We start from the raw sequence: 21,539 nt of genomic DNA on the forward strand, positions 1-21,539 counted from the left end.
ACACTCGTCACCGTGCCCGCTCTTCTCTCTCTACTCACTCCTCTTCACTCACTCCTCGCCCTATGCCCTTTCTCGAACTCTCCCTCATCGTCCGCACCGAACAGCAACCCGGCGCGGAAGAAGCGCTGGACGATCTCGGCGCGCTGTCGATCACCCTGCAGGACGCCGATGCGGAGACGCCGGACGAGCAGGCGATCTTCGAGCCGGGCGTGGGCGAGCTGCCGCTGTGGCCGACGATCACGCTCAACGCGCTGTTCGATGAGCACACCGATCGTCGCGGCCTCAGCGCAGCGCTCGGCGAACTGCTGCCGTGGCTGGAGCCGGATCAGCTGACGTTTCGCGATGTCGCCGACCAGGACTGGGAGCGCGCGTGGATGGATCAGTTCAAGCCGATGCCGTTCGGTCGGCGGCTGTGGATCTATCCGTGGAACATCGAACCGCCGATCGACGATGAACTGGTGGTAGTTCGACTCGATCCTGGCCTTGCGTTCGGCAGCGGCACCCATCCGACCACGGCGCTATGCCTGGAATGGCTGGATGGCCTCGATCTCGCCGGCAAGACCGTCACCGACTACGGCTGTGGCTCCGGCATCCTGGCGATTGCCGCACTGAAGCTCGGTGCAGCCAGCGCGGTCGGCGTCGACAACGATCCGCAGGCGCTCACGGCTTCGGCCGACAACGCCGAGCGCAATGGCGTGGCCGAGCGCCTTGCACTGTTCCTGCCGGAAGATGTCGGCGCCGCACCTGCGGACGTATTCATCGCGAACATCCTCGCCGGTCCACTTGGTGAACTCGCCTCGACCTTCGCCGCCGCGGCGAAACCGGGCGCACCGTTCGCGATCTCCGGCATCCTCGACGGCCAGCAGGACGAGTTGCTGCAGCGCTACTCTGCATGGTTCGACGAGCTGCGCGTGGACACCCGCGAGGACTGGGTGCGTATCAGCGGCCGCCGCCACGCCTGATTGCGTCGGATCGATGCAAGCGATTCGCTCGTGGTTCGCGCACGCACCGTGTGCGAACCACGCGAGGCTCCCTGCTAAGCTTGTCGCTTACTGATCGAAGCGGCCCGCATGTACACCCAATGCCCCGAATGTCTGTCGGTGTTTTCGCTGGATGTGCACACGCTTGCGCAGGCCCACGGCCACGTCGTGTGCGGGCATTGCAAGGCCTGGTTCGACAGCATCGCCACGCTCACCGACCAGCTGCCGCCGGAACCGTTTCACGAACTGCCGGTGAACGAACCCGCGTTTGAACCGCCGTGCATCGACCTGGTGGTCTACCGGCCACGCCCCGTGCCGCCCGCCGTGGCCGAAGCCGATGTGGCGGCGGTGGAAGCGCCGAAGACGGAGGATTTCTCGCAATTGGTGTTTGCGCCACGCTTTGCCCGCGAGTCGCCTACGAGCCGGCTGGCGCGGTCACCGCGCCAGCAACGCACGCGTTCGTCCGGTGAGCACCGCTGGCCCTGGATCATCGCCTGCACCCTGCTCGCCTTGCTGCTGGCCGCGCAGCTGGCCTGGGCCGAACGCGACCCGTTGCTTCGCAATCCCACTACAGGAGGCTGGCTGCGTAGCAGTTGTGCGGTACTCGGCTGCCCTCTGCCACTGGTTGCCGCGCCAAAGCAGCTGCGTCTGCTTGCCAGCAATGTGCAGGCGCATCCGAGTGTGTCCGGTGCGCTGATGATCAGTGCCCGCGTGCGCAACGATGCGGCGTTTGCCCAGCCGTATCCCGTGCTGACGATCACCTTGTCGAACGCGCAGGGCCAGCGGATTGCCATGCGTCGGCTGCAGCCAGCCGAGTACCTCGACGACCCCGCCATTCTGGGCCGCGGCCTGGCCCCCGGTGCCAGCGCGGTGCTGTTGCTGGAAGTGGAGGATCCCGGCGACAAGGCGGTCGCATTCGAATTCGGCTTCGAATAGCACTTAAAATTATCGGCACGCACGGGTAGACTCGACCCTCTGCGCAAACCGGCAACCGGTGCTCATGCACATCACGGTCTGCGGCGATAATCAAAAACACATGCAGTGGCCCACGCAGCCGCCGCTTCGTACATGAGGGAAGATGTCCGTGAATGCCGTAAGACTGCCTGCCGTCGAGGCCGCAAAACAGACCTCGTCGCAGGGCACCGATTCGCCGGGTGCCGGCACGCACAGCGCAAGCTCGCAAAGTGCACTGAGCGAATGCGTCAGCCGCACGGTACGTCGCTACCTCGCCGACATCGGCGACACCGAATGCGCCGAAGGCCTGCACGCGCTGGTGCTGCGCGAAGTCGAGGTACCGCTGCTGCGCGAAGTACTGGCGTTCCATGACGGCAACCAGAGCCGCGCCGCCAGCGCGCTCGGCATCAACCGTGCCACCCTGCGCAAGAAACTGGCTGCACACGGCCTGCTGTAACCCCCGCCAAAACCGCCGATCATCCGGACGGCTATAATCAACGGCTTTCCCCTCCTGGAAACCCGCTCATGCCCGCTCCCCAGCTCGTCCCGGTTCGTCGCGCCCTGCTCAGTGTTTCCGACAAGGCCGGCCTGATCGACCTGGGCCGGCGGTTGGCTGCCAGGAACATCGAACTGCTCTCCACCGGTGGCAGCGCGAAGGCGCTGCGCGAGGCCGGCATCGCGGTCACCGACGTCAGCGAGCTCACCGGCTTTCCCGAGATCATGGATGGCCGCGTCAAGACATTGCACCCGAAGGTGCATGGCGGCCTGCTCGGCCGGCGCGGCACGGACGACACGGTGATGGCCGAGCTGGGCATCGCGCCGATCGACCTGCTGGTGCTGAACCTGTATCCGTTCGAGGCGACCGTGGCAAAGCCCGGCTGCACGCTGGAAGAGGCGATCGAGAACATCGACATCGGCGGCCCGGCGATGCTGCGCTCGGCAGCGAAGAACTGGAACGATGTCGGCGTGCTGACTTCGCCCGACCAGTACGACGGCGCGTTGGCCGAGATTGAAACCCAGGGCGGACTCAGCCGCGCCACCCGCTTCAAGCTCGCGGTCGCCGCGTTCAACAACGTGTCGAACTACGACGGCGCGATCAGCGACTATCTGTCGGCGCTGCAGCTCGACGAGGCGCAGGAGGCCATCGCCGGGCACGATGCGTTCCCCGGCCAGGTCAACGGCCGCTTCGTGAAGCTGATGGATCTGCGCTACGGCGAAAACCCGCACCAGCAGGCCGCGTTCTACCGCGATCTCTATCCGGCGCCCGGCACGCTGGCCACGTTCAGGCAGCTGCAGGGCAAGGAACTCTCGTTCAACAACATCGCCGACGCCGACGCGGCGTGGGAATGCGTGCGCAGCTTCACCAAACCGGCCTGCGTGATCGTCAAGCACGCCAACCCGTGCGGCGTCGCAGTGAGCCTGGACGGCATCGACAAGGCGTATGACCTGGCCTACCAGACCGATCCCACCTCGGCCTTCGGCGGCATCATCGCATTCAACCGCGAGGTCGATGGCGCCACCGCCCGCGCGATCGTCGAGCGCCAGTTCGTCGAGGTAGTGCTGGCGCCCGGCTATGCGGACGACGCGCTGAAGGCGTTCGCGAAGAAAGGCAACGTGCGCGTGCTGGTGATCCCGCTGCCGACTGATGGCAACCTGCTCAGCGCACATCCCGGCAACAGCTCGAAGCGTGTCGGTTCGGGCCTGCTGATCCAGAGCGCCGACCTCGGCATGGTCGGCGCGGACGATCTGAAGATCGTCACCCGCCGCGCGCCGACCGAGGCACAGATCCATGACCTGATCTTCGCCTGGAAGGTGGCCAAGTTCGTCAAGAGCAATGCCATCGTGTATGCCCGCGACCGCCAGACCATCGGCATCGGTGCCGGCCAGATGAGCCGCGTCTACAGCGCGAAGATCGCCGGCATCAAGGCGGCCGACGAGAAGCTCGAAGTGCGCGGCTCGGTGATGGCCTCCGATGCCTTCTTCCCGTTCCGCGACGGCATCGATGCCGCCGCGGCTGCCGGCATCAGCGCGGTGATCCAGCCCGGCGGGTCGATGCGCGACGCCGAGGTTATTGCCGCGGCCGACGAGCACGACATGGCGATGGTATTCACCGGGATGCGCCACTTCCGGCATTAATGCCGGAAGTAAATTCGGCAATATCGTCACTGAAAGTGACGGAAATCAATCGGGCAAGTCGGGCATGGGTTCAATCGGCGGGCGCGATGTCCGTTTCGGCCAATGGCACGACTATTCCCGTCGAGGGCCGCCGCGCATAGCGCCGCGCCAGCACCGCGCAGGTCATCAACTGGATCTGGTGGAACAGCATGATCGGCAGCACGATCATGCCCAGCGGATGGCCGGCAAACAGTACCTTGGCCATCGGCACGCCACTGGCCAGACTCTTCTTGGAACCGCAGAACACGATGGTGATCTCGTCCTCCTTGCTGAAACCCAGCGTGCGCGAGCCGTAGCAGGTAATCAGCAGCGCCAGCGTCAGCAACACGGCATTGATCACCAACAAGCCCAGCAGCACCGGCAGAGGTGCCTGTTTCCACAGCCCTTCCAGTACGGCTGCACTGAACGCGGTGTAGACCACCAGCAGGATCGAACCCTGATCGACCAGGCCGACCAGCGGCTTGTGCCGCTGCACCCAGCCACCGATCCAGCGTTGCGCCACCTGCCCCGCCACGAACGGCACCAGCAGTTGCAGCACGATGCCACCCACCGCATCCCCCGACATGCCGCCCGACCCGTGTGACTCCAGCAGCGCGCCCACCAGCAGCGGCGTGATGAAGATGCCGAGCAGGCTGGAAGCGGAGGCCGAACAGACCGCCGCGGAAACATTGCCATGCGCGATCGAGGTGAACGCGATCGACGACTGCACCGTCGACGGCAAGGTGCACAGGAACAGCACGCCCAGGTACAGGTCCGGCGTCACCAGCGGTGACAGTACCGGCCGCAGCAGCAACCCCATCAACGGGAACAGCACGAAGGTGCTGGTCAGCACGGTCAGGTGCAGCCGCCAGTTCGTGATGCCGGCGACCACCGCCGTGCGTGACAACTTGGCGCCGTGCAGGAAGAACAGCAGCGCGATCGCCACATCGGTGAGCACGCCGAACACCGGTGCTGCCGCGCCACGGCATGGCAGCATGCTGGCCAGCAGCACGGTGCATAGCAGCGCGCAGGTGAAGTGATCGGGGAGGAAACGACGAAGCATCGGCGATAGGCCTGCCATCCGGAACGACGGCGCGGAAAGTGAGCAGTGGCTATTGCACCGTTCCATGGCTGATAAATCAAATCGTCTTGTCTTGTGCCCAGGATCTACGTCTTGCGCATGGCCGAGCCGATCTCGGCGAGACTCCACGAACTTGTCGACGAACCGATCGCTCACATCGTCTTGAACCTCGCGCATCTAATCTCGACGGCAACCACCGGAGAACGTCATGCGTTACCAGCTCTACTACTGGTCCGGCATCCAGGGACGGGGTGAGTTCGTGCGACTGGCGCTGGAAGATGCCGGGGCTGAATATGCGGATGTCGCCCGCGACCTGGGCGACGCGGCGATCATGCCGTTCCTTGAGGGCGAACGAGCCGGCGCGCTGCCGTTCGCACCGCCCTTCCTCAAGGCGGGACGCACGGTGATCGCACAAACCGCTGCGATTCTGCTTTACCTGGCGCCACGGCTGAAACTGGTGCCCGCAGGTGCCGCCGCCTCGCTTTATGCGCACCAGCTGCAGTTGACCATCGCCGATCTGGTCGTCGAGGTTCACGACACCCACCACCCGATCGCCAGTTGCCTGTACTACGAAGACCAGCGCGTCGCCGCCAGGCAACGCGCGCAAGACTTCCGCCAGCACCGGTTGCCGAAGTACCTCGATTACTTCGAGAACGCGCTGATACGCAGCGATGGACGGCATGCGCTGTCCAGGCATTCCTATGTCGATCTTTCGCTGTTCCAGATCATGAGCGGGCTCGATTACGCCTTTCCACTTGCGATGCGCCGGCTGCGCCGCAAGCGGCCGCATCTGTGCGGACTGGCCGCGCAAGTCGCCGAACGACCACGCATCGCCGCCTACCTGGCCTCGCCGCGCCGGCTGGCCTTCAACGAGGACGGCATTCCGCCACTATCGTGAACTGGATGCTTCGCGCTGAACGCTGCACGGGCCTTCAGAACAGTGCTATCACCATCGCACCGGCCACGATCAGGCCACCGCCGATCAGCAAGGGCAGACTCGGTTTCTCACCGAGGAATACCAGCGCCAGCACGATCGCGATCGCCACGCTCAGCTTGTCGATCGGGGCGACCTTGCTCACCGGGCCCAGCTGCAGCGCGCGGTAATAGCACAGCCACGACAGCCCGGTGGCGATGCCGGACAGCACCAGGAACAGCCAGCTGTGCAGCGGCAGCCCGCTTGGCTTGGCCCATTCCTGACGCAGGCTGAGGATGCCTGCGGTGACGATCAGGATCACGATGGTGCGAATGAAGGTGGCGAGGTTGGAATTGATGCCGACCACGCCGAGTTTGCCGAACAGTGCCGTCAATGCGGCGAACAGCGCCGAGCCGAGGGCAAACAGCAGCCAGCTTTCACGCAGTTGCATCGTGCTGTTCTCCGCTCGACATACAGCCCGTTGTGCCACGCCGCGCTGCCCGCCGACGGCGACATTCAAGGATCAATGACTGTTCTCATCCGGATTCGTCTGCGACGAATCCTCGGCGGCCGGTTTGCTCTTGCCCCATTCCAGCACCTTGTACATCGCCGGTGCCACCTCTCGCTTGCCGTGCTCGTCGATCAATCGCCCCTGCGGATCGACCATGTAGGTCTGTTGCAGCCCGTGCTTCGGGGTAACCACCACCATGTAGACCTGCCCACTGTGGCTGTACTCCTGGATGGTGTTGTCGCCCTCCTGGCGCACGCGGATCTGTGGCAACTGCGCCTCCCTGCCACCCGGCGCGGCACCCTGCACCTCCGGCAGGGGCGGCGGCTCCCGGGTCATCGGGTTGCTGTTCTGCGACGCGGGGGCGGGGGCTGGGGATGCCGCCGCCTTCACGCCAGGGTCATTGATGCCTGGCGGTGGCGGCACGCTGGCCGACATGGACTGCGCAGAAACGTTCGACACGAGCAGGCTCGAAGCGAACAGGGCGCTGGCGGCAGCCAGCAAGGCAGCGATTTTCATGGCGGCAACCTCGATCGGGTGGCAAAGCATAGCAGCGCCTTCGCACAGCTTCCGTGAAGCGGATTGCCGCATGCGAGAATGCGGGGTGTCTGGCCATGCGAAGCAGACCGGGTCCGCTTGCCAGCGATCCTGCGCCATCATTCGGTCGTGTATCGACATACACTCCCTCACTCTTCCTTGGTTTCGCCGGCAAGCAGCTCCCGGCGCGACCTGCTTCGCTCTAGGTCAGCAAACCTCATGCCCAAACTCATCCTGATCGACGGCTCCTCCTACCTGTATCGCGCATTTCACGCGCTGCCACCGCTGACCAATGCCCATGGCGAGCCGACCGGCGCACTGTTCGGCGTGGTCAACATGCTGCGTGCGACGCTGAAGGCGAAACCGGACTATCTCGCGTTTGTCAGCGATGCACCCGGCCCGACCTTCCGCGACACGCTGTACGACCAGTACAAGGCGAACCGTCCGCCGATGCCGGACGACCTGCGCGCGCAGGTCGAGCCGATGCTGGCAATCGTCGGCGCGCTGGGCTTCCCGATCCTGCGCGTACCCGGCGTGGAGGCCGACGACGTGATCGGTACGCTGGCCGTGCGTGCGCAGGCACTCGGCATCGAGGTCGAGATCTCCACCGGTGACAAGGACATGGCGCAACTGGTGAACCCGCACGTCACCCTGGTCAACACCATGAGCAATACGGTGATGGACAGCACCGGGGTGATGGAGAAGTTCGGCGTACGGCCGGAGCAGATCATCGACTTCCTCGCGCTCACCGGCGACACCGTCGACAACGTGCCGGGCGTGCCCAAATGTGGCCCGAAGACCGCCGCCAAGTGGCTGGCCGAATACACCACGCTGGACGGCGTGATCGCGAACGCCGGCAAGATCGGCGGCAAGATCGGCGAGAGCCTGCGCGCTGCGCTGCCGCAGCTGCCGCTGTCGCGTGAACTGGTGACGATCAAGACCGACGTGCCGCTGGAACTCGGCCCCACCGAGCTGGCCCAGCGCGAGGCGGACACTGCACAACTGCGCGAGCTGTATGCCCGCTACGAGTTCAAGGCAGCGCTGAAAGAGCTGGATAATGCAGCGTCGGCAGCCGGGAATCCCTCCGGACACGACAACCCAAGCGGGAGCGACCTCAGTGGCAAGACTATGGCGGATAGCCCGAACCAGAACGTCACCACTGAAGTCGCCTCCCCGGAAACATCGGACCTTTCCTTCGCCGGCGAGTACGAACTGGTCACCACCTCGTCACAACTTGACGCGTGGCTGGAAAAACTTCACCACGCCGAATTGATCGCCTTCGACACCGAGACCACCAGCATCGATGCGATGCGTGCGGACATCGTCGGCCTCAGTCTCGCCGTGGAGCCGGGCAAAGCCTGCTACATACCGCTCGGCCACGATTATCCCGGCACCCCCAAGCAGCTGGATCGCGACAAGGTGCTGGCCGCGCTGAAACCGGTGTTCGAGGACGCCGGCCGGCCGAAACTGGGCCAGCACGCGAAGTACGACATCAACATCCTGTCGCACTACGGCATCGCCGTGCAGGGGCTGAAGCACGACTCGATGCTCGAGTCCTACGTGTGGAACGCCACCGCGACACGCCACGACATGGATTCGCTGGCGAAGAAATACCTCGGCTACGAGACGGTCAAGTACGAACAGGTTGCCGGCAAGGGTGCCAAGCAGATTTCGTTCTCGCAGGTGGATCTGGACACCGCCTGTCGTTATGCCGCCGAAGACGCCGATGTCACCTTGCGCCTGCATCACGCACTGTGGCCGAAGCTGGAAAGCGTGCCGACGCTGCGCAAGGTCTACGAGGACATCGAGATTCCGCTGGTGCCGGTGCTGGCTGCGATGGAACGGCGCGGCGTGCTGATCGACGGCGACGAGTTGCGCAAGCAGAGCCAGCAACTCGGCAAGCGCATGCTGGAACTGCAGCAACAGGCCTGGGCCCTGGCCGGGCGTGAATTCAACCTGGATTCGCCAAAGCAGCTGCAGGCGATCCTGTTCGACGAACTTGGCCTGCAGGCAAAGCTGAAGACACCGACCGGCCAGCCATCCACCAACGAGGAAGCCCTCGAGGCGATCGCCGACGACCATGCGCTGCCGGGGCTGATCCTCGACTATCGCGGCTTCGCCAAGCTGCGCTCCACCTATACCGACAAACTGTCCGGCATCGTCAATCCGCGCACCGGCCGCGTGCACACCAGCTACCACCAGGGCGCGGTGGCGACCGGCCGGATCTCCTCGTCCGACCCGAACCTGCAGAACATCCCGGTGCGTACCGAGGAAGGGCGACGCATCCGCCAAGCCTTCATCGCGCCGCCCGGCTGGAAGGTGCTGGCCGCGGACTATTCGCAGATCGAGCTGCGCATCATGGCGCACCTGTCCGGCGACGAAGGCCTGCTGCGCGCGTTCCGTGAAGGCGGCGACGTGCATCGCGCCACCGCCGCGGAAGTATTCGGTCTCAAACCGGAAGAAGTCAGTACCAACCAGCGCCGTGCCGCCAAGGCGATCAACTTCGGCCTGATGTACGGCATGAGCGCGTTCGGGCTGGCGCGCCAGCTTGGCGTCGACCGTGGCGAGGCCAGCGATTACATGGCGCGTTATTTCTCGCGCTATCCGGGCGTGCGCGCCTTCATGGACGCCACCCGCGAGCAGGCACATCGCGACGGTTATGTCGAAACGATCTTCGGCCGCCGGCTGTATCTGGAAAACCTCACCTCACGCAACCAGGGTCTGCGTCAGGGCGCGGAGCGCGCCGCCGTGAACGCGCCGATGCAGGGCAGCGCGGCCGACATCATCAAGCGCGCGATGATTGCCGTGGCCGCGTGGATTGACGGGCGCGACGACGTGCACCTGCTGATGCAGGTGCACGATGAACTGGTGTTCGAGGTGCGCGACGATGCAATCGACGAGGTGCGCGCCGCCGTGATCGCCCGGATGTCCGGCGCCGCGGAACTGGCGGTGCCGTTGCTGGTCGATGTCGGGGTGGGAGCGAACTGGGACGAGGCGCACTGAGGCCAGGCCCTCGCGTTAAGGTTTCATCAAATGAACCGGCACTAAATTTTTTCGCCAGAGGTTGAAACTTTCCCGGTGCATCCGCATCTAAGTCTTCGGATGCACGCAACGGCATCCATGGCAGGCTCACCTCCCTGAGCAGCCACGGGCGCGAACCTCCTCCCCTGGGTTTTCGCGTCCGCCCGGCCCCGAAGGTTCCCCCTAACCTTCGGGGCCTTTTTTTGCCTGCCATTTTCATATGCGATCGACCTGTACTTTTTGTGCACACCTGCAACCGGCATACTCGACGCACATCCATCAAGGGGAACCTCCATGCGCGCAGGACTGATCATCGTCGGCATCATCTTGCTGGTCGCCGGCATCTGGGTCGTCACCGGTCACGCCAGTTACCAGGACACCGATACGCTGCTGCAGGTCGGCTCGGCCAAGATAACGGCCACCCATGACAAGGGCGTGCCCCAATGGGTGGGCATCGCCGGCATCGTGGTCGGCGGCCTGCTGGCGGTGGGCGGTTTCATCAGCAAGCGTTAAACCGCCATCCGATGCACAGAAAACCGCCGCCTGCCCGGCGGTTTTCTTTTGTGGCCCGCTACAATTGACAGGATGGATGTCTCGTACCTGATCGACCCGCTCAACGACGCACAGCGCGAAGCGGTCTGCGCTCCGCCCGGCCACTACCTGGTGCTGGCCGGCGCCGGCTCCGGCAAGACCCGCGTACTCACCCACCGCATCGGCTGGCTCAACCAGGTCGAACGCGTGCCGCCGTGGGCGATCCTCGCCGTCACCTTCACCAACAAGGCCGCCGGCGAGATGCGCGCACGACTGGAGGCGCTCATTCCCGGCAAAACCCAGGGCCTCACCGTCGGCACCTTCCACGGCATCGCCCATCGGCTGCTGCGGCGGCACTGGCGCGAGGCGGGCCTGCCGGAAACCTTCCAGATCCTCGATGCCGACGATCAGCTGCGCCTGGTCAAGCGTGTGGTCGCCGGACTGGGGCTGGATGACGCGAAGTACCCGCCACGCCAGGCCAGCTGGCAGATCAACAACTGGAAGGACGAGGGCAAGCGCCCGGACAGCATCGAGCATCGCGACCATCCGGTCACGCATACGTTCGTCAACATCTACAAGGCCTACGAAGATGCCTGCCGGCGCGCCGGACTGGTCGATTTCGCCGAGCTGCTGCTGCGCGCGCACGAACTGTGGCTGAAGAACCCGGCCGTGCTGGAGCACTACCAGCAGCGCTGGCGTTACCTGCTGGTCGACGAGTTCCAGGACACCAATACGCTGCAGTACGCGTGGATTCGTGTGCTCGCCGGAAGCACCGGCCAGGTGTTCGTGGTCGGCGACGATGACCAGGCAATCTATGGCTGGCGCGGCGCCAAGGTGGAGAACGTGCAGCAGTTCCTGCGCGATTTCCCCGGCGCCAGGACGATCAAGCTGGAACAGAACTATCGCTCCACCTCGACCATCCTGAAGGCCGCCAACAGCGTGATCCAGCGCAACGGCAGCCGCCTCGGCAAGCAGCTGTGGACGGCGGGCGAGGACGGCGAGCGCATCGCGCTGTACGCCGCCTACAACGAGCAGGACGAGGCGCGCTTCGTGATCGAGCGCATCCGCGAATACATCGCCGAGCATGGCCATGCGAAGGATTGCGCGATCCTGTATCGCTCGAACGCGCAGTCGCGCAACTTCGAGGAACAGCTGACCCAGCACAGCATCAAGTACCGCGTCTATGGCGGCCAGCGCTTCTTCGAGCGTGCCGAAGTCAAGGATGCGCTGGCCTATCTGCGCCTCAGCGCGAACCGCCATGACGATGCCGCGTTCGAGCGCGCGGTGAACACCCCGCCGCGTGGCATCGGCGATCGCACACTCGATGCATTGCGTCGTCGCGCACGCGGCGACAATACCTCGATGTGGGAAGCGGCACTCGTCGAACTGGCCAGTGGCAGTGAGCTGGCCGGCCGCGCGAAGAATGCGGTGAAAGCCTTTCTCGTCTTGATCGACGAGATGGCGCGTACTTTCGTCGGCCAATCGGATGATGAAGCGCTCAACCTGGCCGAGCAGATCGACCACGCCATCACCCACACCGGCCTGCGCGACTTCTACGAGAAGGACAGCCGCGGCAATGCCGAGTCGCGGGTGGATAACCTGGACGAACTGGTCAACGTCGCCAGCCGCTTCGAGCTGACACCCGACGATATCGAAGCCGGCCTCGGCGAACTTTCGGCCTTCCTCTCGCACGCCGCGCTGGAAGCCGGCGAGAACCAGGGCGAGGCGTGGGACGACTGCGTGCAACTGATGACCCTGCACTCGGCCAAGGGCCTGGAGTTTCCGGTGGTGTTCCTGGTCGGTATGGAGGAAGGCCTGTTCCCCAGTCAGCGCTCGGTCGACGACGAGGGCCGGCTGGAAGAGGAACGCCGGCTCGCCTACGTCGGCATCACCCGCGCCCGCGAGAAACTCGTCGTCACCCACGCCGAATCACGCCGCATGCACGGCACCGAAATGCTGGCACGACCCTCGCGTTTTCTCGGCGAAATGCCCGCCGAACTGATCGACGAAGTCCGCCCGCGCGTACAGGTCACCCGACCGATGTATGCCGGTCGCTCGCGCGAAACATCGTCATCGCTCGAAGAAGCCCTGCCGGTGAAACTCGGCCAGCGCGTCAGCCACCCCAGCTTCGGCGAAGGCGTGGTGCTCAGCGCCGAAGGCAGCGGCGCGCATACGCGGCTGCAGGTGAATTTCGAAGGCGCCGGCAGCAAGTGGCTGGTGGCGGCGTATGCGAACCTGACGCCGCTGTAGGTCAGCACCAAGTGCCTTGTCGCTGGCCACGACACCTGATCTTGCGCCGCCAGCAGCGAGACGGATTCAGGCCCATAGAAACAGCGGCCTCGCCATCAGCGCACTGGTCACTTTTTCGGCGCCGGAACCGGCTCAAGAGGCCCGACGTCGACGTGCCCGAATTGACTGGTGATGAACTTGTCGAACTCCTGTTTTCGCGCCGACCAGAAATTCGCTTCGGAGGATACGCTGGTCCGCATGCTTGTCGCGTTCAACTCGGAGATCAGGGCGGCATTGCCCATGGGCGTTCCGGCAGGGTTGAAACCGCTGGTCGAGAAGACGTAAGCGGTGGGATCGTCTTCCGTGGTCGCGGATCCGAGGCGCGCAGCACGGTAGCTTCGCTCGAACAGCTGGGTCGCCCGCGCGAGAGTGAACCTGTCGCCGTAGACGGCCTCCAGTGTTTTCCAGATCCCGTCTGCGCGCCGGCGTTCGTCAGGACTGAGTTCCGCGTACGCGCTGACCAATGCCTTGTCGTAATTGGGCTCGTGTTCTTCGGCAGCGATGCCAAGCCACGCGGCACCGCGCGCGCGGTCTGCGGGGATGCTCCCCATGCCGTGAAAATAGATTTCGCCGAGATCGTATTGAGCTACCTTGTTGCCCCAGTACGCGGCTTCCTTGTAGGCGCTCACGGCATCCGCATAGTCCTTGCGATGCATGGCATCCAACGCGATGCGTTCGTAGTATTTGGCCGGCAAGTAGTTGCGGGTTGGATCCGTGACTGTCTCGTGCGGCAATGCATCGAAGCGACCGGCAGCGGCGACATTCCACCAGCAGCACGCCAACAGGCATGCCATGGGGCCAACCCAGCTCTTCACGGATACGCCTGCAGCAGTCATCGTGTTGCTCCAACGTGACCCTCGCAGCCGTATCTTAATACCGAGCCCATCGGCGATGAGGTGCAAGATCACGGTGGCCGGTTCCGGGCACAACACCGTGCGCACAAGCGGACCCTAGACCGCTCCCGGTTGCGTGGAGATTGCGCCATGAAGCCCGCACCCGCCAAGTCGCCCGGCTCGACCGACCGCGAATGTCAGCAATGGGTCGAGGATTCAACCGATCGACGCAGCACGCTGAAGCCTGACCAGGCAGCGGAGGTGATGCCGATGAGATTCAGGACGCGGTTGTTGCGCCTCCAATGCATCTACCCGCGCAACCGCGGCACACCGTGCTGGTCACGTTCCTCGACCGCGATCGATTGGGTATCGAGGCGGGTCCCGCGGCTGTCTGGCGGCAGCGCATCGACCGCCTCGCCACGGATGAACGCCAGCGCGTTGCGGTAGCAGCGTTGCGCCTGCTCGACGTCGCCCTGACCGGCGAAGCTGTCGCCGAGCGCTTCCCACGCGCCGGCACTTGGGGCCAACGCCAGCGAGCGCTGGAGATGCTGCTGCGCCTTGCCCCACAGCTTGAGCCGCACGCACATGCGGCCGAGCGTGAGCAGGAGCACCGCGTCATTCGGATGGCCGTCGTACCAGCCTTCGGCGCGGCGCAGGCGTGCCTCGATATCGTCGCCGCCAAGCGTGCCGTAGGTCTCGATCAGCAATGGCGACCATTCGCGGCGCAAGGCAGATTCGACTTCATCCATCGCCGGCAGGATCAGGCCGAAGCCGGCCGCGCGACGTGCATACGCGTCGATCACCGCGGGCACCCGACGCTGCGCCTTCGGTAGTTGCGACCACAGCGTGTTGAGTGCGGCGCCATCCGGCGCGGCGTTGATCGTCGCGGCGAGTACCTTCGCTTCCAGCGCAGCGTAGGCGCGGCTGCCAAGTGCGCCGCTTTTCTGCAGCGGATCGAGCGCCTCGCGGGCGCGCCGTATATCGCCGCTGGCCAGCGCTGCCAAGGCCAGCTCGCGCCAGCCTCCGGGAGTCAGCGTGCCCTTGTCGGATTCGGGCGCCAGCAACGCCACTGCCTCGCCCGGCTTGCCTTCGCGGCGCAGCACGCGAGCGCGCAGTACACGGGATGCCTGCGGTGCGGCTTGCGAGGCCTGGTTCAGCGCTTCCAGCGCACGACCGTGTTCACCACGACGCGAGGCCGCTTCGGCAGATGCCAGCAACGCCGGACCGCGCAGACTGTCAAGTCGCGAGGCGCGGTTGAGGTCGCGTTCGGCGTCGCCATGACGGCCCTCGATCAGGGCGATCAGCCCCTCGCCCATGCGCTGCTGGCTGAGTCGCCGATGCCGCCGCGAGAACGCGCCGAATGGCCAGCGCAGCAGACGCCACAGCGCGGTAAGCAGACCCCACGCCAGCAACAGGATGAGCACGGCCGCCACCACCGTGGTTTCCACGCGCCAGCCGCGCAGCCGCAGCAACACATAACCGGGATCCACCGCCACCCAATGCCAGCCGAACGCAGCCAGCGCGGCAACGATCACCAGCAGCAGGATCCAGCGCCACAACTTCATGGCCTGGCTCCGGCTGCTGGCTTTGTCGTGCCGCTGGCGGCGGCAGGGGCGGCATCCGGTTTCAATGCATGGACGGTACGCAGGTTGCGCAACTCGCTCAACGCGGCACCGAGCTGTACCGGGGCCTTCGCGGGCAAGGCGGCGGCGAGCTGTTTGATCGTGGCGTGCGCCTGCTGCACGGCCGGCGTGCTGCCGTCGAACTGGGTCGCCAGTGCAATGTCCACCCGTTGCAGCGCGGCCGCATACGCGGGGCCGTCATACGCCATCAGCGCGATCTGCGCCTGCGCCAGGTCCAGTTCGGCCAGCTCGCGGGCAAAGCGCGCATCGGCCACTGCCAGCGGTGCACCGTTGTCGCGCTGCACGCTGACCACACTGGCCAGCGCATGGCGGATGCGCGACCAGGTATCCGGCATCTGGACAACGTTCGCGGTGTCGAGCGGCTTCAACGGCAGCGTGGCCAGTGCGCCGCGCAACTCGGTCAGTTGCTGCAGGGCGCTGGCCTGGCTGGCCGGCTGGCTCTTCGCCAGCGCGTCACGTTCGGCGTCGATGGCCTGGCGCACGCCGGAGAACGCACCATCGTTGACCGCCGCCAGGGCCTGGTCGGCCAGTACATATGCAGCCGCAGCACCCTGCGCGTCGTGAAACAGCGTATAGCGCTCGCTGGCCATGCGCAGCAGCGATTCGGTTTCATCCAGCAGCATCGCATCGTGCCCGGACAGGCTCTTCTCGGCGAGCTTCGCCACCGCGTCCTCGAGATTGCGCGTGCGCTCCGCCTGACCAAGCAGCTCCTCGCGCAGTGAACGGTTGACTGCCGCCGCGTCGTTCAGGCGCTGGTTGAGGCTGGTACGTTCGCCGCTGACACCGGTCAGTGTGGTTTCCAGCGCGGCGACGCGCTGCTGCAGGCCGGTCACGCTCCGGCTGTCGGCAGCGTTGCCCTGTTCCTGTTGCCACTGGCGCCAGCCGACGTAGCCGGAAGCGCCGAGCGCGATCAGGGCCAGCAGCAAGGCAAGCGCCAGACTGCCGCCGCCACGCGGGCGCGATTCGCGCGTGGCGGGCGCGGTTCGCACCGGACGCACCGGCATCGCATCGGGACGGGCGCCCTCGGGCGCGGCGGACTCGTTGGGCTTGTCTACGTTGCTCATGCGCGCATGCTAACAGCCCATACGCCCGCGTTCGTAGCAAGGTGGCGTGAAGAGGCTCAACCCACGCGCATGGCAGCGCCAAGCAGATCGGCCGGCAGCGCCGAGGTGGCCAGCACGATGCGCGAGAAACCGCTGTCGCGAGCGACCGCCGCCAGCCGCTCGCTGCTGACCACCGCAGTTGCCGTGCACAGCCGCGCCCATGCAGCTGCCGGCAGCTGCTGCTGCAGGTTGTGCAACGCCTCCGCGCTGGACAGCAATACCTGCGCCGAGGACGGCAGCACCATCAGCGCATCGACATGCCGGCGATCCAGCCGCGGCGCCACGCGCCGATAGACATGCAGCTCGTGCAATTGCGCACCACGCGCGACCAGCTGCTCGCGCAGCAGGCCGCGACCGCCGGCGGCACCGATCAGGCCGACGCGGCGGCCACGCAGGTCATGCAGGGCCGGATGTTCCAGCAGGCCTTCGCTATCCTGCTGCGACGGCGTCAGCGGCATGCGGATACCGTGCCGGCGCAACGCCCGTGCGGTGCCGTGGCCCACGGCCAGCACCGTGGCCGTTGTCTGCAACGGTGCCAGGATCGCGGCGAAGCGAACGGCCGCCGGGCTGGTGAAGACCAGTACGTCGCCCTGCAACACTGCCCGCAGGCCCTTGCGTGCCGCGGCCTCGTCGGCGACGCCACGCAACGTCAGTCCAGGCAGCAACAAAGGCACGCCACCCAGGCCACGTACCCGTCGCGTCAGGGCGGCGGCGGTACCGGCCGGACGCGTGATCACCACGACCCGACCGCACAGACCCGCGTTGTCTACCGGGGTTTGCCGCTGCATCCGCGCATCGCATTCGTCATGGTCATGGCCCCAGTGTAATGGTCGCCCTACACTGGGAGGTCATTCTTTCAGCAAGGCACCCGATCAACGTGAGCACCACCGACGACGCAACCACCCAGGCGCAGCAGCTGATCCGGTTCATCCGCGACGAGATTCCGCTGGCCCACACGATGGATCTGCAGCTGGGCGAATCCAGCGACGACATGCTCAGCCTGCTCGCGCCGCTGGCCCCGAACGTCAACGACAAGGGCTGTGCCTTCGGCGGCAGCCTGGTCAGCCTGATGACACTGAGCGGCTGGGCGCTGGTGGAACTGGCACTGCGCCGGCAAGGCCATGACTGCGATGTGTTCGTGGCCGAATCCAGCGTGCGCTACCTGACGCCGCTGTGGCAGGACTTTCGCAGCGAGGCGCGGTTGGCCGCCGACGCCGACTGGGTCACGTTCTTCAACACACTGAACGCACGCGGCAGGGCACGCATCGAAGTCGCCTGCGTGGTGCCCGGCAATGACGGCAAGCCGGCCGCCACGCTGAGCGCACGCTTCGTCGCCAAGCGGCGCAAGTGAACCTCGACAACCCGGTTGAGGCAGAATGGGCCGGTCTTCATCGGGAGCAACCTTCATGCGCCGTATCCTGAGCATTCTTGCCTTGCTGTCCGTGCTGTTTCTGGCCGGCTGCGCCACCCAGAAACAGGGTGACATACTGACCACCACACTCAATGCATATGCGAGCACGCTGCGCTGGGGCGATTTCCAGAGCGCTGCGCAATTCATCGATCCCGATATCCGCGAAAAGCATCCGCTGAGCGCGCTGGACATCGCGCGCTACAAGCAGGTCAAGGTAAGCGACTACGACGACGGCAACGGACCGCTCCCGGCCGGCAAAGGCAAAGTCCAGCAGACCGTGCATATCAGCCTGGTCAACATCCATACCCAGACCGAGCGCAGCATCGTCGACCACCAGACCTGGCAGTACGACGAGAAAACCAAGCACTGGTGGCTGATCAGCGGGTTGCCGGACATCACCCAGGACTGAGTTCACCGCCACCCGCCCCTTCCAGCCGCGCGGTGCCCGTATAATCGACGGTTTACCCGAGCTGGTGCGATCAAGGCACTGTGGACTGACGATGAACGATTTCCTGCACAAGCTGCCCGAATTTATCGGCAATCATGTGGCCCTCGTGGCCCTGTTCGCGATCCTCCTGGTGGCGTTGATCGCCATGCAGATCGCCGAACTGTTCAGCAAGACCAGGGAACTGACTCCGGCTGGCCTGACCCTGCTGATCAACCGCGAGAACCCGCTGCTGATCGATCTGTCCGCCTATGCGGATTTCGAAAAGATGCATGTGCCGGGCGCGAAGCACGTGGCGATGAGCCAGTTCGATCCGGAAAACAAGGATCTGACCAAGGCGAAGGAACTGCCCGTCGTGGTGATGGACAAGGATGGTCGTGGCAACTCGGTCAAGGCCGCACAGCGCCTGGTCAAGGCCGGTTTCGGCAAGGTCCATACGCTCGGTGGCGGCGTGCTGGCGTGGCATGCGGCGCAGCTGCCCGTGGCCAAAGGCAACAAGTAGCAGGAACGAGTGGAAAGGAGTGAGAGAAGGCATGCACAGCGCGGCTCTTCTCTCACTCCTCACTCTTTTTCTCTCACTTCTCCGCTGTCGTGGATCCCCGCGCGACCGGCCATGATCTGCGCCAGCACGTCCGGTGCGTATTCGAACGAGTCGTAATACAGTCGGTCCTCCGGCAGGCCGGCATCGAGGAACAACGGGTGGGCGGCATCGATCATCGCCGGCGGCCCGCTCATGTACAGGTCGTGGCCGGACAGGTCGGGCTGATCCGCCAGCACCGCTTCGTGCACCAGACCGGTACGCAGGCCAGCCGCCTGCTCCGAATCGAACACCACTGGGTGGAACTGCAGGTTCGGCAGCTCGCTCGCCCAGCGCTCGGCCAGCGGGCGCAGGTACAGATCCGCCGCCGTGCGTGCGCCCCAGTAGACCTGCATCGACCGACGTGTACCCAGCGCGATGAAATGCTCGACGATCGCCTTGACCGGCGCGAAACCAGTGCCACCCGCCATGAACAGCATCGGCCGCTCGGAATCCTCACGCGGCACGAAGGTGCCCAGCGGCCCCTCGATGCGCAAGTGGTCGCCCACCTTCAGCACATCGTTGACCCACGAAGTGAAGCCGCCGCCCGTCACATGCCGTACATGCAGTTCGATCATGCCGTCGGCCTGCGGGCCGTTGGCGACCGAGAAGGGGCGTCGCCTGCCGTCCTCCAGCAACACATCCAGGTACTGGCCAGGCAACCGGTTGAGCCGGCGCTCGCCGTGGGCAGGCAGCAGGCGCAGGCCGATCACGTCCGCTGCCAGCGACCACTTGTCGGTCACCACCATGCCGAGCTGACGCCGCGCGATGTCCTCCACCGAGGTCACCTCACGCGCCTCCAGCAGCAGGTCGCTGGTGGGCACCGCCTGGCACAACAGCACTGCTTGATGGGCGAGCGCGCTGGCACTCAGCGCCAGCGGCGGGTTGCGCGGGTACTCGCAATGCCCCTGCAGCAAGGTCGCCTTGCAACTGCCGCAGACGCCGGCGCGACAGGAGTACGGCAAGGCCACACCCGCCCGTTGCGCCGCTTCCAGCACGGTTTCACCGGCAGCCACCGAAAACTGGCGGTCCGAGGATTTGAGGGTAACGGTAAACACCAGGTGCATTGTCGTTGCGATCGCGGCGGACAACAATGCGGGCCCGGTATCTAGGAATCAACCATGAGCATCTGGAAACAGCCTGCCGACCTCGCGCGCATCAACGCGTGGAGCGCCAACACCATGATGGAGACGCTCGGCATCCGCATCAGCGCGATCGGCGACGACTGGCTGCAGGGCACCATGCCGGTCGATCATCGCACTCACCAGCCGTACGGCCTGCTGCACGGCGGTGCCTCGGTGGTGCTGGCCGAGACGCTGGGCAGCACCGCGGCGATGCTCACACTCGATCCGGACAAGGAGCTGGCGGTCGGTCTCGACATCAACGCCAACCATGTCCGCGGCGTGCGCAGCGGCACCGTCACCGGCACCGCGAAGATGCTGCATCTTGGCCGCACCACGCAGGTCTGGGAGATCCGCATCGAGAGCGATGAAGGTGCGCTGGTATGCATCTCGCGCATCACCATGGCGGTGATTCCGGCGCGCGTCGTGGCGCCGCGTTGAACGACACGCCATACGCCAGCCTCAGCCCCGATCTGGTGCTCGACGCCGTCGCCACCTGCGGCCTGTGGCCGGATGGCCGGTTGCTCGCGCTGAACAGCTACGAGAACCGGGTATGGCAGGTCGGGCTGGAAGATATGCAGCCGGTGATTGCGAAGTTCTACCGACCCGGCCGCTGGAGCGACGCGGCGATCATCGAGGAGCACTCGTTCACCCAGGAACTCGCGGCGGCCGAGTTGCCGGTAGTCGCACCGCTGGTGTTCGGCGGGCGCACTCTGCTGTTCCACGGGGGCTTCCGCTATGCGCTGACCCCGCGCCGCGGCGGCCGTGCACCGGAACTGGAGGCCCTCGATCAACTGCAATGGCTGGGCCGGCTGATCGCGCGCATGCACGTGGTCGGCGCGCGCCAGCCGTTCGCCCATCGCGGCCGGCTCGATCGCGAGACGATGGTGCAACAACCGATGCAGGCAGTGCTTGCGTCGTCCTTGCTGCCGGCATCGCTGCAGACGAAATACCGGGCGGCGGCGACGCGTCTCGATGCCGCCATCGCATCGCGCCTTGAAGCGGTCGGCCCGGTGCGGCAACTGCGCCTGCACGGCGATTGCCATCCCGGCAACGTGCTGTGGACTGACGACGGCCCGCACTTCGTCGACCTCGACGACGCGCGCACCGGCCCGGCCGTGCAGGACCTGTGGATGCTCGCCGGCGACGAGCGCGCGATGGATGCCGTGCTCGACGGCTACCGCCAGTTCCGCGATTTCGACGACGGCGAATTGCTGCTGGTCCCTGCCCTGCGCGCAATGCGCCAGCTGCATTACGCCGGCTGGATCGCCGCACGCTGGCATGACCCGGCCTTCCCCGCCGCCTTCCCGTTCGCCGCCGAATCACGCTGGTGGGAGCAGCACATCGCCGACCTGCACGAACTGGCCGACGAGCTTGAATAATCGCCATATCCAGCAAGAACGCACAGGGTGCGCTCCTACAATTTCCATCCTTCCCC

General features: G+C 65.5%; 20 protein-coding genes and 1 pseudogene. 13 read left to right on the plus strand and 8 right to left on the minus strand.

All coding sequences use genetic code 11. The features are described from left to right. Positions 1–62 precede the first annotated feature (62 nt). From prmA to purH, 4 genes are all read left to right on the plus strand, one after another. A complete protein-coding gene (gene prmA / locus ACYVKM_RS12585; protein WP_460877956.1) occupies positions 63–962 on the plus strand; it encodes a 50S ribosomal protein L11 methyltransferase in 900 nt (299 codons plus the stop codon). Between the two features lie 108 nt (positions 963–1,070). Next, positions 1,071–1,916 carry a zinc-ribbon and DUF3426 domain-containing protein gene (locus ACYVKM_RS12590; protein WP_460877957.1) on the plus strand — a complete coding sequence of 282 codons (846 nt, stop codon included), beginning with the start codon at positions 1,071–1,073 and terminating at the stop codon, positions 1,914–1,916. Between the two features lie 142 nt (positions 1,917–2,058). Next, positions 2,059–2,391: a helix-turn-helix domain-containing protein gene (locus ACYVKM_RS12595; protein ID WP_460877958.1), complete on the plus strand. Its 333-nt coding sequence runs from the start codon at positions 2,059–2,061 to the stop codon at positions 2,389–2,391. Positions 2,392–2,459: 68 nt separating this feature from the next. Continuing rightward, entirely contained in the window at positions 2,460–4,070 is a 1,611-nt protein-coding gene (purH, locus tag ACYVKM_RS12600; protein WP_460877959.1) for a bifunctional phosphoribosylaminoimidazolecarboxamide formyltransferase/IMP cyclohydrolase, read from the plus strand. A gap of 70 nt (positions 4,071–4,140) precedes the next feature. Here the strand turns inward: purH and ACYVKM_RS12605 are convergent, their stop codons facing one another. Continuing rightward, on the minus strand, positions 4,141–5,151 hold the full coding sequence (locus ACYVKM_RS12605; RefSeq protein ID WP_460877960.1) for a bile acid:sodium symporter family protein: 1,011 nt from the start codon (positions 5,149–5,151) through the stop codon (positions 4,141–4,143). Between the two features lie 226 nt (positions 5,152–5,377). On the opposite strand from ACYVKM_RS12605, the pseudogene ACYVKM_RS12610 reads away from it, so the two are divergent. Then, a pseudogene (locus ACYVKM_RS12610) lies at positions 5,378–6,086 on the plus strand (glutathione S-transferase). A 15-nt stretch (positions 6,087–6,101) separates the two neighbouring features. Here the strand turns inward: ACYVKM_RS12610 and ACYVKM_RS12615 are convergent. Both ACYVKM_RS12615 and ACYVKM_RS12620 read right to left on the minus strand, forming a co-directional pair. Continuing rightward, positions 6,102–6,533 carry an EamA family transporter gene (locus ACYVKM_RS12615; RefSeq protein ID WP_460877961.1) on the minus strand — a complete coding sequence of 144 codons (432 nt, stop codon included), beginning with the start codon at positions 6,531–6,533 and terminating at the stop codon, positions 6,102–6,104. 72 nt (positions 6,534–6,605) lie between these two features. Beyond that, positions 6,606–7,109, minus strand: a complete 504-nt coding sequence (locus ACYVKM_RS12620) for a DUF2782 domain-containing protein (protein WP_460877962.1) — start codon at positions 7,107–7,109, stop codon at positions 6,606–6,608. Positions 7,110–7,346: 237 nt separating this feature from the next. On the opposite strand from ACYVKM_RS12620, the gene polA reads away from it, so the two are divergent. From polA to uvrD, 3 genes are all read left to right on the plus strand, one after another. Then, positions 7,347–10,130 (plus strand): DNA polymerase I, encoded by a 2,784-nt coding sequence (gene polA / locus ACYVKM_RS12625; RefSeq protein ID WP_460877963.1) that lies wholly within the window; start codon positions 7,347–7,349, stop codon positions 10,128–10,130. Between the two features lie 312 nt (positions 10,131–10,442). Beyond that, positions 10,443–10,661, plus strand: a complete 219-nt coding sequence (locus ACYVKM_RS12630) for a hypothetical protein (RefSeq protein WP_460877964.1) — start codon at positions 10,443–10,445, stop codon at positions 10,659–10,661. Between the two features lie 72 nt (positions 10,662–10,733). Beyond that, complete coding sequence (uvrD, locus tag ACYVKM_RS12635) at positions 10,734–12,929, plus strand: DNA helicase II (RefSeq protein ID WP_460877965.1); 2,196 nt, start codon at positions 10,734–10,736, stop codon at positions 12,927–12,929. 107 nt (positions 12,930–13,036) lie between these two features. On the opposite strand, the gene ACYVKM_RS12640 is transcribed toward uvrD, so the two are convergent. From ACYVKM_RS12640 to ACYVKM_RS12655, 4 genes are all read right to left on the minus strand, one after another. Further along, on the minus strand, positions 13,037–13,804 hold the full coding sequence (locus tag ACYVKM_RS12640) for a hypothetical protein (protein ID WP_460877966.1): 768 nt from the start codon (positions 13,802–13,804) through the stop codon (positions 13,037–13,039). A gap of 305 nt (positions 13,805–14,109) precedes the next feature. Continuing rightward, on the minus strand, positions 14,110–15,366 hold the full coding sequence (locus tag ACYVKM_RS12645) for a heme biosynthesis HemY N-terminal domain-containing protein (protein WP_460877967.1): 1,257 nt from the start codon (positions 15,364–15,366) through the stop codon (positions 14,110–14,112). Continuing rightward, complete coding sequence (locus tag ACYVKM_RS12650; RefSeq protein WP_460877968.1) at positions 15,363–16,508, minus strand: uroporphyrinogen-III C-methyltransferase; 1,146 nt, start codon at positions 16,506–16,508, stop codon at positions 15,363–15,365. The genes ACYVKM_RS12645 and ACYVKM_RS12650 overlap by 4 nt, the downstream gene beginning before the upstream one ends. A 56-nt stretch (positions 16,509–16,564) precedes the next feature. Next, positions 16,565–17,335 carry a uroporphyrinogen-III synthase gene (locus ACYVKM_RS12655; protein WP_460877969.1) on the minus strand — a complete coding sequence of 257 codons (771 nt, stop codon included), beginning with the start codon at positions 17,333–17,335 and terminating at the stop codon, positions 16,565–16,567. 89 nt (positions 17,336–17,424) lie between these two features. On the opposite strand from ACYVKM_RS12655, the gene ACYVKM_RS12660 reads away from it, so the two are divergent. The 3 genes from ACYVKM_RS12660 (at position 17,425) to ACYVKM_RS12670 (ending at position 18,905) form a co-directional block, all read left to right on the plus strand. Next, positions 17,425–17,898 carry a YiiD C-terminal domain-containing protein gene (locus ACYVKM_RS12660; RefSeq protein WP_460877970.1) on the plus strand — a complete coding sequence of 158 codons (474 nt, stop codon included), beginning with the start codon at positions 17,425–17,427 and terminating at the stop codon, positions 17,896–17,898. 55 nt (positions 17,899–17,953) lie between these two features. Then, positions 17,954–18,367, plus strand: a complete 414-nt coding sequence (locus ACYVKM_RS12665) for a hypothetical protein (RefSeq protein WP_460877971.1) — start codon at positions 17,954–17,956, stop codon at positions 18,365–18,367. A 91-nt stretch (positions 18,368–18,458) separates the two neighbouring features. Next, positions 18,459–18,905, plus strand: a complete 447-nt coding sequence (locus ACYVKM_RS12670; RefSeq protein WP_460877972.1) for a rhodanese-like domain-containing protein — start codon at positions 18,459–18,461, stop codon at positions 18,903–18,905. Between the two features lie 59 nt (positions 18,906–18,964). Here ACYVKM_RS12670 and ACYVKM_RS12675 read toward each other — a convergent pair whose 3' ends face one another. Continuing rightward, positions 18,965–20,047, minus strand: coding sequence for a 2Fe-2S iron-sulfur cluster-binding protein (locus ACYVKM_RS12675; RefSeq protein ID WP_460877973.1), 1,083 nt, complete (start codon positions 20,045–20,047; stop codon positions 18,965–18,967). 54 nt (positions 20,048–20,101) lie between these two features. On the opposite strand from ACYVKM_RS12675, the gene ACYVKM_RS12680 reads away from it, so the two are divergent. Beyond that, positions 20,102–20,542 carry a hotdog fold thioesterase gene (locus tag ACYVKM_RS12680; protein WP_460877974.1) on the plus strand — a complete coding sequence of 147 codons (441 nt, stop codon included), beginning with the start codon at positions 20,102–20,104 and terminating at the stop codon, positions 20,540–20,542. Then, positions 20,485–21,483 carry a serine/threonine protein kinase gene (locus ACYVKM_RS12685; RefSeq protein ID WP_460877975.1) on the plus strand — a complete coding sequence of 333 codons (999 nt, stop codon included), beginning with the start codon at positions 20,485–20,487 and terminating at the stop codon, positions 21,481–21,483. Before ACYVKM_RS12680 ends, ACYVKM_RS12685 begins: the two co-directional genes overlap by 58 nt. Positions 21,484–21,539 lie beyond the last annotated feature (56 nt).

Source organism: Rhodanobacter koreensis, from assembly GCF_054782855.1.

Excerpts from the sequence above, each read along its gene's own strand:
- prmA (WP_460877956.1), top strand. The coding sequence starts at position 63 with ATGCCCTTTCTCGAACTCTCCCTCATCGTCCGCACCGAACAGCAACCC.
- ACYVKM_RS12590 (WP_460877957.1), top strand. The coding sequence starts at position 1,071 with ATGTACACCCAATGCCCCGAATGTCTGTCGGTGTTTTCGCTGGATGTG.
- ACYVKM_RS12595 (WP_460877958.1), top strand. The coding sequence starts at position 2,059 with ATGTCCGTGAATGCCGTAAGACTGCCTGCCGTCGAGGCCGCAAAACAG.
- purH (WP_460877959.1), top strand. The coding sequence starts at position 2,460 with ATGCCCGCTCCCCAGCTCGTCCCGGTTCGTCGCGCCCTGCTCAGTGTT.
- ACYVKM_RS12605 (WP_460877960.1), bottom strand. The coding sequence starts at position 5,151 with ATGCTTCGTCGTTTCCTCCCCGATCACTTCACCTGCGCGCTGCTATGC.
- ACYVKM_RS12615 (WP_460877961.1), bottom strand. The coding sequence starts at position 6,533 with ATGCAACTGCGTGAAAGCTGGCTGCTGTTTGCCCTCGGCTCGGCGCTG.
- ACYVKM_RS12620 (WP_460877962.1), bottom strand. The coding sequence starts at position 7,109 with ATGAAAATCGCTGCCTTGCTGGCTGCCGCCAGCGCCCTGTTCGCTTCG.
- polA (WP_460877963.1), top strand. The coding sequence starts at position 7,347 with ATGCCCAAACTCATCCTGATCGACGGCTCCTCCTACCTGTATCGCGCA.
- ACYVKM_RS12630 (WP_460877964.1), top strand. The coding sequence starts at position 10,443 with ATGCGCGCAGGACTGATCATCGTCGGCATCATCTTGCTGGTCGCCGGC.
- uvrD (WP_460877965.1), top strand. The coding sequence starts at position 10,734 with ATGGATGTCTCGTACCTGATCGACCCGCTCAACGACGCACAGCGCGAA.
- ACYVKM_RS12640 (WP_460877966.1), bottom strand. The coding sequence starts at position 13,804 with ATGACTGCTGCAGGCGTATCCGTGAAGAGCTGGGTTGGCCCCATGGCA.
- ACYVKM_RS12645 (WP_460877967.1), bottom strand. The coding sequence starts at position 15,366 with ATGAAGTTGTGGCGCTGGATCCTGCTGCTGGTGATCGTTGCCGCGCTG.
- ACYVKM_RS12650 (WP_460877968.1), bottom strand. The coding sequence starts at position 16,508 with ATGAGCAACGTAGACAAGCCCAACGAGTCCGCCGCGCCCGAGGGCGCC.
- ACYVKM_RS12655 (WP_460877969.1), bottom strand. The coding sequence starts at position 17,335 with ATGCAGCGGCAAACCCCGGTAGACAACGCGGGTCTGTGCGGTCGGGTC.
- ACYVKM_RS12665 (WP_460877971.1), top strand. The coding sequence starts at position 17,954 with ATGCGCCGTATCCTGAGCATTCTTGCCTTGCTGTCCGTGCTGTTTCTG.
- ACYVKM_RS12670 (WP_460877972.1), top strand. The coding sequence starts at position 18,459 with ATGAACGATTTCCTGCACAAGCTGCCCGAATTTATCGGCAATCATGTG.
- ACYVKM_RS12675 (WP_460877973.1), bottom strand. The coding sequence starts at position 20,047 with ATGCACCTGGTGTTTACCGTTACCCTCAAATCCTCGGACCGCCAGTTT.
- ACYVKM_RS12680 (WP_460877974.1), top strand. The coding sequence starts at position 20,102 with ATGAGCATCTGGAAACAGCCTGCCGACCTCGCGCGCATCAACGCGTGG.
- ACYVKM_RS12685 (WP_460877975.1), top strand. The coding sequence starts at position 20,485 with ATGCATCTCGCGCATCACCATGGCGGTGATTCCGGCGCGCGTCGTGGC.